This window comes from Streptomyces sp. A012304 (assembly GCF_026008495.1).
Taxonomy (GTDB): Bacteria; Actinomycetota; Actinomycetes; order Streptomycetales; family Streptomycetaceae; genus Streptomyces.
Window position 1 is genome coordinate 1 of record NZ_BQUN01000169.1, and the last position, 12,352, is coordinate 12,352.

Genomic DNA, 12,352 nt, shown 5'->3' on the forward strand with positions numbered 1-12,352 from the left:
GGCCTCCACCACCGGCACCCCGCCCGCCCCCGAGACCCCCACCGCCTCCTCCCGCGATCACGCGATCGTCCACTACAAGCGCGAGGACGGGAACTACGCCGACTGGGGCCTGTACGCCTGGGGGGACCTCGCCGACGGCGAGTCCACCGAGTGGCCGAACAGCCACCCGTTCATCGGCCGGGACGCCTACGGCGCCTTCGCCTACGTCAAGCTGAAGCCCGGCGCCTCCACCGTGGGCTTCCTGGTCATCGACAAGAACGGCGACAAGGACGTCGCCGCCGACCGCACCATCGACGTCACGAAGACCGGCGAGATCTGGATCGAGCAGGGCAAGGAGACGGTCCGCACCGAACGGCCCTCGGCCGACTACCCCGCCCCGGACAAGTCCAGGGCCGTCCTGCACTACCACCGCGCCGACGGCGACTACGACGGCTGGGGCCTGCACGTCTGGACGGGCGCCGCCACCCCCACCGACTGGTCGAACCCCCTGAAGCCGGTGAAGACTGATGCCTATGGCGCTGTCTTCGAGGTGCCGCTCACCGAGGGTGCCACCAGCCTCAGCTACATCGTCCACAAGGGCGACGAGAAGGATCTGCCCGCCGACCAGTCGCTCGACCTCAGGGCCGACGGCCACGAGGTGTGGCTGTTGAACGGCCGGGAGAAGTACCTGCTGCCACAGCCCGCGGGCTCCGCGGCCGCCCTCGACCTGACCACGTCCAAGGCGGTCTGGATCGACCGGAACACCCTCGCCTGGAACGGCACCGAGACGGCCGCCTCCACCCAGCTGCGCTACTCCCGCACCGGCTCCATCAAGGCCGAGAACGGGACGCTGACCAGCACCGACGAGCGCTGGCTGCGCCTGAGCAAGACGTCCCTCACCGACGCCCAGAAGGCGAAGTTCCCGCACCTGAAGAACCACACCGCCTGGTCCGTCGACCCGCGCGACCGCGACCGGGTCCGTGAGGCCCTGCGCGGCCAGGTCGTCGCCTCCCAGCTGGCGGCGGGCGGCGCCGTGCTCTCGGCGACGGGCGTTCAGATCGCCGGAGTCCTCGACGACCTGTACGACGCGACGGCCGCCGACCTCGGCCCCACGTTCCACCAGGGCCGCCCCACCCTCGCGGTCTGGGCCCCCACCGCCCAGAGCGTGTCCCTGGAGCTGGACGGTTCCTTGAAGCCGATGCACCGGGACGCCGCCACCGGCGTCTGGTCGGTCACCGGCCCCAGGTCCTGGAAGGGCAAGCCGTACCGGTACGTCGTCAAGGTCTGGGCGCCCAGCGTCCGCGAGGTCGTCACCAACAAGGTCACCGACCCGTACTCGGTCGCCCTCACGGCGGACTCCGAGCGCAGCCTCGTCGTCGACCTCGGCGACAAGGCCCTCAAGCCCGCCGGCTGGACGACGTACCCCAAGCCCAAGGCCGTCCCCCTCAAGGACGCCCAGATCCAGGAGCTGCACATCCGGGACTTCTCGGTCGAGGACAGGACGGCCAGGAACCCCGGTACCTACCTCGCCTTCACCGACAAGGCGAGCGACGGTTCGAAGCACCTGCGTGAGCTGGCCGGGGCCGGCACCTCGTACGTCCACCTCCTGCCCGCCTTCGACATCGCCACCATCCCCGAGAAGAAGTCCGAGCAGGCCACCGTCGACTGCGACCTGGCCTCCCTCCCGGCCGACTCCGACAAGCAGCAGGAGTGCGTGGCGAAGGCCGCCGCGAAGGACGCCTACAACTGGGGCTACGACCCGTACCACTACACGGTCCCCGAGGGCTCCTACGCCACCGACCCGGACGGCACGGCCCGTACCGTGGAGTTCCGCAAGATGGTGAAGGCGCTGAACGAGGACGGCCTGCGGGTCGTCATGGACGTCGTCTACAACCACACCGCGGCCGGCGGTCAGGCGGACACCTCCGTCCTCGACCGGATCGTCCCCGGCTACTACCAGCGGCTGCTCGCCGACGGCTCGGTCGCGAACAGCACCTGCTGCGCCAACACCGCCACCGAGAACGCCATGATGGGCAAGCTGGTCGTCGACTCGGTCGTCACCTGGGCGAAGGAGTACAAGGTCGACGGCTTCCGCTTCGACCTCATGGGCCACCACCCCAAGGCCAACATCCTGGCCGTCAGGAAGGCGCTGGACGCGCTGACCCTCGCCGAGGACGGCGTCGACGGCAAGAAGATCATCCTGTACGGGGAGGGCTGGAACTTCGGCGAGGTCGCCGACGACGCCCGGTTCGTCCAGGCCACACAGAAGAACATGGCCGGCACCGGCGTCGCGACCTTCTCCGACCGGGCACGGGACGCCGTGCGCGGCGGCGGGCCCTTCGACGAGGACCCCGGCGTCCAGGGCTTCGCGTCCGGCCTGTACACCGAGCCCAACGGGTCCGCGAGCAACGGCACCCCGGCCGAGCAGAAGGCCCGGCTGCTGCACTACCAGGACCTGATCAAGGTCGGGCTGAGCGGCAATCTCGCCGCCTACCGCTTCACCGACACCAGCGGCAAGGAGGTCACCGGCGCCGAGGTCGACTACAACGGCAGCCCGGCCGGTTACGCGGACGCCCCCGGCGACGCCCTCGCCTACGCCGACGCCCACGACAACGAGACCCTGTTCGACGCACTCGCCTTCAAACTGCCCGCGTCCACGAGCGCCGCCGACCGGGCCCGGATGCAGGTCCTCGCCATGGCCACGGCCACGCTCTCGCAGGGCCCGGCCCTCTCCCAGGCCGGCACCGACCTGCTGCGCTCGAAGTCCCTGGACCGCAACTCCTACGACAGCGGCGACTGGTTCAACGCGATCCACTGGAGCTGCGCCGACGGCAACGGCTTCGGCCGCGGACTGCCGCCGGCCGCCGACAACGCCGCCAAGTGGCCGTACGCCAAGCCCCTGCTGACCACGGTCGGGGTCGGCTGCGCGCAGATCGAGGGCGCTTCCGCCGCCTACCGGGACCTGCTGCGGATCCGTACGACGGAGCCGGCGTTCTCCCTCGGTACGGCCGCGCGGGTGCAGTCCGCGCTGTCCTTCCCGCTGTCGGGGAAGGACGAGACCCCGGGGGTGATCACCATGCGCCTCGGTGACCTGGTCGTCGTCTTCAACGCGACGCCGACCGCGCAGCGGCAGACCGTCGCCCCGCTCGCCGGGACCGGCTACCGGCTGCACCCGGTGCAGGCGGCGGGCGCGGACGCCACCGTGCGGACGGCGTCGTACGAGAGGGCATCGGGGACGTTCGAGGTGCCGGCGCGCACCGTGGCGGTCTTCTCCCGCACGAGCTGAGCCCCAGCGCTCACCCTGACCTGCGGTTAGGGTGAGCGCTGTCGCCTAGCACAGGAGTGCCCATGCCGCAGATCACCGTCGACTACTCGGACCGGCTCGCGGACGACTTCGACCGGCCCGGATTCGCCAAGGCGCTGCACGACGCCGTGGTGGAGATCGCGGCGGCGAAACCGCCGGCGTGCAAGACGCAGTTCCGCCGGACCGAGGACACCACCGTCGGCCCCGACACCGAGGGGCACGCCATCGTGCACGTCCACATCGGACTGCTGGCCGGCCGCACCGAGGAGACCAAGGCCCGGCTCACCGAGACGGTGCTGGAGCTGCTGCGGCAGCATGTGAAGCCCACCGGGGGCCTGGCCCTGCACGCTTCCGCCGAGACCCGCGACCTGGACCCCTCGTACCGCAAGTACGACGCCTGACCTGCTAGGACGCGAGGGCCACGAGCCGGGTGACCAGGTCCCCGAAGGGGCCGTCGGCCGGCTCGTCGCCCAGCACCGGCCGCAGCAGGGCGCGCAGCTCCTCGTCATGGGCGGCGCTGACGGCGGTGAGGGCGGCGAAGTTCTGCACGAGCTGCACCTCCAGCTCCTCGCGCGGGATGCGCCGCCCGTCCAGCCAGATCAGCGCGGTGGACTCGGCGAGCGAGACCCAGGAGCGGACGACCAGCTCCAGCCGCGCGGGCGGATCGGTGACGCCCAGATGCGACAGGATCTGTTCGTAGGCGGCCTGGCGCACGGAGTCGATGAGCGCGTTGGTGGTCGAGACATGGCTGATCGAGTCGGCCGCGGCCAGGGAGACGGCGGGCCCGCCGCGCATGAGGGCCGAGAAACCGGGACCGTGCTCGTCGACGAAGTCGAAGTAGCGGCGCATCACCCGCAGCAGCCGCGCCCCCAGCGGCCCCTCGTGCGGCTCCGCGAACCGGCCCGCGAGATCCTCCGCGGCGCGCTTCAACGCGGCCTCGTACAGGCTGACTTTGCCGGGGAAGTAGTGGTACACCAGCGGTCGCGAGATGCCCGCGGCCGCGGCTATCTCGTCGATGGAGACCTCGTCCGGCGAACGGCGGGCGAACAGTTCGAGAGCGACGCCGATCAACTGCTGGCGCCGCTCCTCGACTCCCATTCTGCGTCGGACCCCGGTAGTCATGCGAACACCTTACCGATCGAATCCGGACTCGAACGGATGGGACCGGACGGAGATCGGACGAGGATCGGACGAGGATCGGACGTAGATCGGACGGAGATCCGACGGGAATCGGCCATGGTGTGCGCCGGACCGCCGCACGGTACGGCGAGGGTGCCCTCGCTACCGCAGCCCGGTGATCGTCCGACCGCCCTCCAGGCGGCCCTCCAGCCCCGCCGCGACACCCGGCTTCACCGCAACGGCCAGCAGACCGCCCCGCGCCGATCCGTTCACCCCGCCCGTCGCGCGTACCGCCTTCACGCCCGAGTCGCCGGCGGCCAGGAGATACAGGGAACCCGACGTCGACTTCCACAGCCCGCCCGCGAGCACATGCGGATCGCGCGGACCGCACGCCGGTACGTCCCCGGCCCTCGCCACCACCGCACCGAACAGCCCGCCCGGTGCCCGGAACTGTGCCAGCACCCGGGTCCCGTTCCCGCGCCAGGTCTCCGCCCGGGTGCACATCCAGACGCCCGGACCGGCCGCCTCGGGCAGCGACTGCCGCGCGTACGCCCACGCGTTGACCGACCGCACGCCCTGCGCGCGCACCTCGCCCAGGGAGCAGGCGAACGGCGCCCAGGTGCGCAGCGCCTGCGCGCCCGTCGCCTCCTTCGGCCCGGTCGGCCGGCCCGCGGTGAGCCGGGCCGGGACGAGTTCGCCGAGATCGCTCAGCAGATACGACCCGGAGGCGTCCGTCAGCTGGAGCACGTTCCAGGCGGTGCAGGCGCCGCCGCGAGTGGCGGGGCTGGCCAGCGGGGAGGTGATGCCGTCGGTCAGCGGCAGGTCCATCACCCCGGCGCCCGGCTTCGACAGGTCCCGCTCGGCGGCCCGCGTCACCCACGGTGCCGTCAGGTAGCGGACGTTGCCGTCGGCCCGGTCCAGGACCACCGCGCCCGCCCCGGCGCCCGTCGCGCCGTCCACCCGCGCGAAGTCCAGCGCCGCCCCGGCGGTGCCGTCCTTCGGCTCGGCGTACCGGGCGATGCGCAGACCGTCGTGGAGGATCACCACGCGGGCCGTGCCGACGTCGCCCGCGAAGAGCAGCTGGGGCGGGCCGGCCGGGCCGCCGGACGGGGTGCCGGGGGTGGCCGAGACCCGGACGGTCGCGCCCGGTCGGGCCCAGACGGCGAGGGCGCGGCGCAGCAGCGCCTCGTCGCGGGTGAGGCCGCCGCGCGCGGGCCACACGGAGAAGTCGGTGCGCGCGGAGGTCTTCCAGGCGGCGGGGGAGATCCGCACCAGCCGCCCGGGGTCGAGCGCGGCCTCGGCGGCCGGGTTGCGCGCGTACACCGGGGCGGCGGCGCCGTCGGGGCCCCAGCCGTCACCCGGCAGCGCGACCAGGGCACCGCACACCGCGAGCGCGGCCGCGGCGGCGAGCGCGGCCCTGGTGTGCCGGCGGCGGCGCATCAGGTCGGTGGGGCGGGCCTGGAGCGCACAGGGGTCGAACTCGGGGGAGTCGAGCAGCGCGTACCGCGCGGCGACGGTGTCCGCCTCCTGGAGGGCGGCGTCCGTGTCCGCCACGCCGGCCTGGGTCAGCACCTCGCGCACATCGCCGTCGGGGAGCTTCTCCAGACCGCGCAGCACATAGGCGGCGCGGGCCGGGCCGGAGAGGGCGGCGAGCCGCTGCTGAAGGGCGAGTTCGTCGGCGCCGCCGGAGCGGGGGAACAGGCGCAGCCCCCACACCTGGGGCAGCAGCGGCGGCAGTTGCGCCCGCTTGGGCCAGGCCCGACGGCTCAGCGGCAGGCCCGCCTCCAGCGCCGCACGCACCACCCGCAGGCGGACGTAGGCGTAACCGGGGTCGCCGTCGCGGGTCGTGGACTGGGCCGGGATGACGGGGACGGCGGCGCGGCCGCGGGGCAGGGCGCGCTGGACGAGGCCGTGGGCGGTCAGGATCCGCCGGCCCCGGCCGAGGCCAGGGGGCAGCACCAGATGGGCGAGGCGGACCAGACGCGGGTAGTGCTCGACGAGCGCGGCCTCGGCCTGCTCGACGTCGACGACCCGGTCGGCGGGGGAACCGGGGGCGGGGCGCGGGGCGACATCCTGTGACTGCACGCCCAGTGGAACGAGCCGGCCGGGGGATGGTCACACCGCGCACCGCCGGACCGGCTCGCACGGGTGTCCCCGCCGCGCGCCGGTATGTTGAGCGCACCGCGCGCGGGAGCCGTATCCAGGACGAGGCTTTCGCAGGGAGGACAGATGAAGGTGACCCGACCGATGCTCGCGCTGGGCGGCGCGGCGCTGGTGCTGGCGCTGGCGGGCTGCGGCTCCGGCGGCAAGGACGAGGCGGCCGTCCCCCAGACGGCGACCGGCAGCCTGGAGCACCTGGCGGCCGAGGTGAAGTGCACGCCCGACATCCAGATCGACGCCGACGAGATCCGTCAGGCCGTCTGCAAGGACCCCGACGGGAAGTTCATCCTCGCCACCTTCGCCACCGACCGCGGCCTGCGCGAGTGGATCAACGGGGCCAAGGACTACGGCGGCCACTACCTCGTGGGCCGCAAGTGGGTGGCCGTGGGCGAGACCAGCACGGTGACGGCGCTGCGCGAGACGCTCGGCGGCGACATCGAGGAGGGCATGGACCACTCCGCGCACGAGTCGGGCGGCGGATCGGACGGCGCGACGCACTCCGGTCACTGACCCGACGCGCTCCGGTCACTGACCCGAGGCACCACATACGAAAGCCGGCGGTGAGGAATCCTCACCGCCGGCTTTCCCGGTGGATCACCCGCTCAGGGGATCACCACCCAGGGGGTCACTGGCACTTCTTGCCGGTGTTGATGCAGTTGACCATCTTGTTCATCAGGTTCGTGGAGAAGAAGTTGATGAAGTCGTTGTGGTCGGTGATCGGCTTGTGCAGCTGCTCCGGGAAGGTGTCCACCGCGTACGGGTTCACGACCTGCCCGTTCTGGATCTTCGGGGCGGGGACGTTGTAGACCAGGCGGACCTGGAGCTGGGGGATCGCCTTGAAGCCGTTGGCGCAGGTGCCGTCACCCTGGACGAACGCCACGTGGGTGCGGTGGTTGGCGCTGTCGATGTTCTGGCCGTCCCAGCAGCTCTGGAAGTTGGACGTGCGCACCACCTGGCTGCCCTGCGGGCAGATCGGGTACTTGTCCTTCAGCTGCACCTTGTTCTCGAAGCCGGTGCAGCTCCAGTTCACGTTGGCGTTGCCGAGGCCGTTGACGAAGGACTTGGCGTCACCGGTGATGATGCGCAGCGCAGTCGGCATCGCGACGACCGGGCCCCGCTTGTTGCCGACGAACTTCAGCTGGGCCTGCGCGGGCTGGAGGATCCGGCCGACGTTGCCCTCCTTGCCACCACCGTCGTTGTTCTGGTCGAAGTCCTGCGTACCGTCCTGCAGTCGCAGCACCGGCCAGAAGTACGACGACTTGTCACCCTGGTTCTGGCAGGTGGTCTGGGCGTTCGCCAGCTCCTGGTCGCTCGCGAAGGCGTCGTTGTTCTGGTTGCCGACGTAGTCGTGCAGGTGGTGGGCGCCGTTGGTGACACCGGGGGCCACGATCACGTTGTCCGTGTTGTGGTTGTCGTTGCCGTTGGTGCCGCAGTTGGTGGTGAAGGTGCCCGTCGAACCGCCCCGGCCGTTCGCGGCGAGGCCGTTCGGGCCGACACCCAGCTGGGCGTTGGGCTGGACCTGGGTGATGTCCACGAAGTCCGCGGCCACCGGACCGTTGCCGCCTTGGCCGCCGTTGCCCTGCTGACCGCCGTTGTTGCCCTGCTGGCCGCCGTTCTGCTGGCCGCCGTTGTTCTGCTGACCGCCGTTGTTGTTCTGCTGACCGCCGTTGTTGTTCTGCTGGCCGCCGTTGTTGTTCTGCTGACCGCCGTTCTGCTGGCCGCCGTTCTGACCGCCCGCGTTGGTCTGGGCGACCTGCGGGGTGCAGGTGGCGAGCGAGCCCAGGTTCTGGGCCTGGCCACCGACGCGCTGGATGTTGATCCGGATGCGGTCGATCGTCGCGGCCCGCTTGTCCTTGAGGGGGCCGAGGATGGCGTTCTGGACGAATCCGGGGTCACCGGCCTGCGCCTGGCGGGTGGAGGCGAGTCGCGCGTAGGCCTCGGTGATCTGCTTGTCGAGGTTCGCCAACTCCCTGTCGACACCCTGACGCGCCCCGCCGGGGACGTTCGTCAGCTTCTGCCCGACATCGGGGCAGGAGATGGTCGCCACCTGGCCGGCCGCGGCCTTGACCTGGTTCTGCGACGAGTTCTTCGACTCGCCGGCAGAGGCGTAGAAGTTCGCCCAGATCAGCCCGCCCCCACCGAGCGCTAGGGCCGCCGATGCTGCCACGGCCTTCGTGGCCATCGACGAACGGCGTTTACGTGTGTTGCGTCCCATGGAACTCCTCTGACTTCCTTGCGGGGCAGCATCGAGGCGCCCGACAGGAGTGAAGCGGCGCCATCCCATACGCACGTCGTCACGGGAGTGTTCAGCCGTCTCAGAAATTCATGAGAGGTCCCGGGGACAATTCCCACCCAACACCCGCACACACCACGGCAGTTGGTGATCAACGGTCCTGGTCCAAGTACGCCAGCACCGCCAGAACCCGCCGGTTGTCGTCGTCCGAGACCTCCAGACCCAGCTTCACGAAGATGTTCGCGGTGTGCTTGGCGACGGCCCGTTCGGTGACGACCAGTTTGCTGGCGATCGCCCCGTTCGACCGGCCCTGCGCCATCAGCTCCAGCACCTCCAGCTCGCGCGGCGTCAGCCGGGCCAGCGGCCGGTCCTCGGAGCGCCGGGCCAGCAGCTGCTGGATCACCTGCGGGTCCATCGCCGTACCGCCCGCCGCGACCCGCCGCACGGCGTCCACGAACTGCTCCGCGTCGAAGACCCGGTCCTTCAGCAGATAGCCCACCCCGCCGCTGCCGTCGGCGAGCAGCTCGCGCGCGTACAGCTGCTCCACGTGCTGGGACAGGACCAGCACCGGGAGCCCGGGCCGTGCGCGCCGTGCCCGCAGCGCGCACTGGAGCCCCTCGTCGGTGTGGGTCGGCGGAAGCCGGACGTCGACCACGGCGACGTCCGGCTCCAGTTCGGCGAGTGCCTTCTCCAGCTCGGGCCCGCTCTCCACCGCGGCCGCGATCTCGAAGTCGTACGCCTCCAGGAGCCGGACGAGACCGTCGCGCAGCAGGAACAGGTCTTCGGCTAGGACAACTCGCACGGAATCTCCATGGTCACCATGGTGGGACCGCCCGCGGGAGAGCTGACGGCCAGGACGCCGTCGAATGTACCCAGCCGCCGCTCGACGCCGGTCAGGCCAGAACCGGCCGCGACCACCGCGCCGCCCTTGCCGTCGTCGGTGACGCTGACCCGCAGCCGGCCCTCCGCGTGGTGCACGTCGACCCAGATCCGGTCGGCGCCGGAGTGCTTGACCGCGTTGGTGAGCACCTCGCTCGCCGCGAAGTACGCCGCCGACTCCACCGGCGCCTGGGCCCGGCCCGCCAGGTCCACCGTCACCTCGCAGGGCACCGGCAGCCGCAGCGCCAACGCCCGGACGGCGTCGCCCAGTCCGCGTTCGGCCAGCACCGGCGGGTGGATGCCGCGCACCAGGTCACGCAGTTCGGCGAGGGCGTCGGCGGAGGACCGGCGGGCCTGCGCGAGCAGCTGCTTGGCCCGCTCCGGGTCCCTGTCCATGAGCGCCTCGATGGTGCCGAGGTCCATGCCCATCGCCACCAGCCGGGCCTGCGCCCCGTCGTGCAGGTCGCGTTCGATGCGCCGCAGCTCGGCGGCGGAGGTGTCCACCGCGTCCCGCCGGGTCTCCGTCAACACCCTCACCCGCTCGGACAGTTCCGACTCAGTGGGGGTGAGGAGCGCGCGGGTGAGGCGGAAATGGGCCTGGAAGGCGCTCACGGCGTACCGGTGGGCGAGGAAGAGGAGGACGACACCCAGCACACCGGCGCCGAGCGCGGACGCCTGGTCGCTGACCGGCACGAACCCGTACCAGTACGCGCCGCGCGTCCCGTCCATCATGGTCCGCCACAGCCCGGCCGCCAGCGCGAACCCCTCCAGCGGGTACAGCACCAGGACCGCCGGCAGCAGCGCGGTCAGGAACCCCGCCGTCATGTCGACCGGCAGCCAGCGCAGGTCCCGCCAGGTCGCCGGGTCCCGCAACATCGCGAAGGTGCGCGTCCACGGGTTGGCGCCCTGGGGGACGGGTCGGTAGGCGGAGGTGATGCGGATCCCCGCCCACTCGGCGGCGAGCAGCCGCCGCCGGTCGGCGAAGGCCCGCACCCCGGTCAGCACCCATGGCGTGGTGAACAGGCCGACGCCGAGCGGGACGAGGGCGATCGACACGGCGGTGAGGGTGAAGGACAGCACGGCCAGCGGCAGTGACACGACGGCCAGCACGAACCCCCGCCAGGCGGCGCGCAGCATCCCCCGTGCCCTCGATCCGCCGCCGTCGCTCTTCGTGTTGGTGTTCATGGGCGTCAGTCTGGTGGACCGCAGCGGTGCGGTCACTGGCCCGAAGCCCCCGGTCAGGGGGTGGTGCCAGGTACACCCCCCGCCGCGCCCGCGTCCGCTTCAGGGGCGTGGAGTGAGGCGAGGACCTTCGCCTCGACCTCCGGGTCCAGGCCCTTGACGGTCCGGTCGGGGCGCCGGGGCGCGGTGCCGCCGACGGCCGTCAGCCAGCTCCAGGTGTCGGCGACGGTCTCCTCGACGGGCCGGCAGGTCAGCCCGGTGGCCACCGCCCGTGAGACGTCGCAGGAGTGCAGGGCGTCGTGCAGGTCGCTGTCCGGCGGCACCCACACCGGCAGCTGTGTCCACGGCTCGATCCCCGCGTCCAGGATCACCCGCGGCTCGGTCCAGCGCAGTTCGGCCGCCGACCCGGTGACCCGTACGCAGGCCTCCAGCAGCCCGCCCATGGTGGCGTGGCCTTGCGGGCCGGTCAGGTTGTACGGGCCGCTCAGCTCGCGCTCCACCGCGCCGAGGGTCCACTGCGCGAGGTCCCGCACGTCGACGTACTGCAACGGGAGGTCCCGGGGGCCGGGGGCCAGGACCGGGCCGCCGCGGGCCGTCCGGGTCAGCCACCAGGGCAGCCGGCCGACGTTCTCGTACGGGCCGATGATCAGCCCGGCCCGTACCAGCAGGGAGCGGTCCGCGCCGAAGGCGCCGACGGCGGCCAGCTCGCCGCCCCGCTTGTCGCGCGCGTAGTCGGTGGCGTCGGCGTCGGGCGCGGCGCCCTCGACCACGGGCGCGTCCTCGCCGTACCCGGCGGGCGGCGCCCAGGTGTACACCGAGCGGCTCGACACGTAGACGTACCGGCCGGCGCGGTCGCGCAGCAGCCGCGCCGCCTCGTGCACCGGGCGCGGAGCCGACGACCAGGTGTCGACGACGGCGTCCCACTCGCCCTCGGCCAGGGCGGCGAGCCCGTCGGGGGCGGTGCGGTCGCCGGTCAGCGCGCGTGTGCCGGGGACGGCGGCGTGCCGCCCCCGGTTGAGCACCGTCACGTCCCAGCCGCGCCCGACGGCCGCCTCGACGACGGCCCGTCCCGCGAACTCCGTACCACCCAGCACCAGAAGTCTCATGCCGACAGACTCTGCCCGGTGGGGCGGCCGGGCGGAACCGCGCTCTGCCGAGAGCAGAGCTCAGTGGGCGGCCGGCGGCGTGTACTTGTAGCCGACCCGGCGCACCGTCTGGATCGCCTGGCGGTGCGCGCCCAGCTTGCGGCGCAGCCGGGCGATGTGGACGTCGACCGTACGGCCGTCGCCCACATGGCCGTAGCCCCACACGGTGGTGACGAGCTGGTCGCGGGTGTGCACCCGGTGCGGGTGGGCGACGAGATGCGCGAGCAGCTCGAACTCCAGGTAGGTCAGGTCGAGTTCGCTCTCGGCCACCCGGGCGGTGCGCCGCACGGTGTCGATCCGTACGACCGGCTCGTCGACGCCGCCCGCCGGGCCGGCCTGTGGCTGGGCGGG

Annotated in this window: 10 protein-coding genes; 3 read left to right on the forward strand and 7 right to left on the reverse strand. The window is 72.3% G+C overall.

What is annotated here, in order from left to right; genetic code table 11:
• On the forward strand, nucleotides 1–3,265 hold a 3,265-nt coding region (gene pulA, locus ALMP_RS35465), incomplete at its 5' end, for a pullulanase-type alpha-1,6-glucosidase (RefSeq protein WP_264935881.1).
• 62 nt (nucleotides 3,266–3,327) lie between these two features.
• Entirely contained in the window at nucleotides 3,328–3,684 is a 357-nt protein-coding gene (locus ALMP_RS35470; protein ID WP_264935882.1) for a 5-carboxymethyl-2-hydroxymuconate Delta-isomerase, read from the forward strand.
• A gap of 4 nt (nucleotides 3,685–3,688) precedes the next feature.
• Here ALMP_RS35470 and ALMP_RS35475 read toward each other — a convergent pair whose 3' ends face one another.
• Together ALMP_RS35475 and ALMP_RS35480 are read right to left on the reverse strand one after the other, a co-directional pair.
• A complete protein-coding gene (locus tag ALMP_RS35475; RefSeq protein WP_264935883.1) occupies nucleotides 3,689–4,405 on the reverse strand; it encodes a TetR/AcrR family transcriptional regulator in 717 nt (238 codons plus the stop codon).
• Nucleotides 4,406–4,564: 159 nt separating this feature from the next.
• Nucleotides 4,565–6,487, reverse strand: coding sequence for a hypothetical protein (locus ALMP_RS35480; protein WP_264935884.1), 1,923 nt, complete (start codon nucleotides 6,485–6,487; stop codon nucleotides 4,565–4,567).
• Nucleotides 6,488–6,631: 144 nt separating this feature from the next.
• Here ALMP_RS35480 and ALMP_RS35485 point away from each other — a divergent pair, with 144 nt between their 5' ends.
• Nucleotides 6,632–7,072, forward strand: coding sequence for a hypothetical protein (locus tag ALMP_RS35485; RefSeq protein WP_264935885.1), 441 nt, complete (start codon nucleotides 6,632–6,634; stop codon nucleotides 7,070–7,072).
• A 115-nt stretch (nucleotides 7,073–7,187) separates the two neighbouring features.
• Here the strand turns inward: ALMP_RS35485 and ALMP_RS35490 are convergent, their stop codons facing one another.
• The 5 genes from ALMP_RS35490 to ALMP_RS35510 all read right to left on the reverse strand — a co-directional run.
• Complete coding sequence (locus ALMP_RS35490) at nucleotides 7,188–8,777, reverse strand: DUF1996 domain-containing protein (RefSeq protein WP_264935886.1); 1,590 nt, start codon at nucleotides 8,775–8,777, stop codon at nucleotides 7,188–7,190.
• A 169-nt stretch (nucleotides 8,778–8,946) separates the two neighbouring features.
• Entirely contained in the window at nucleotides 8,947–9,597 is a 651-nt protein-coding gene (locus ALMP_RS35495; RefSeq protein WP_264935887.1) for a response regulator transcription factor, read from the reverse strand.
• On the reverse strand, nucleotides 9,582–10,859 hold the full coding sequence (locus tag ALMP_RS35500; RefSeq protein ID WP_264935888.1) for a sensor domain-containing protein: 1,278 nt from the start codon (nucleotides 10,857–10,859) through the stop codon (nucleotides 9,582–9,584). The genes ALMP_RS35495 and ALMP_RS35500 overlap by 16 nt, the downstream gene beginning before the upstream one ends.
• Nucleotides 10,860–10,912: 53 nt before the next feature.
• On the reverse strand, nucleotides 10,913–11,962 hold the full coding sequence (locus ALMP_RS35505; RefSeq protein ID WP_264935889.1) for an NAD-dependent epimerase/dehydratase family protein: 1,050 nt from the start codon (nucleotides 11,960–11,962) through the stop codon (nucleotides 10,913–10,915).
• Between the two features lie 60 nt (nucleotides 11,963–12,022).
• The coding region (locus tag ALMP_RS35510; RefSeq protein ID WP_264935890.1) for a winged helix-turn-helix domain-containing protein at nucleotides 12,023–12,352 on the reverse strand (330 nt) is incomplete at its 5' end.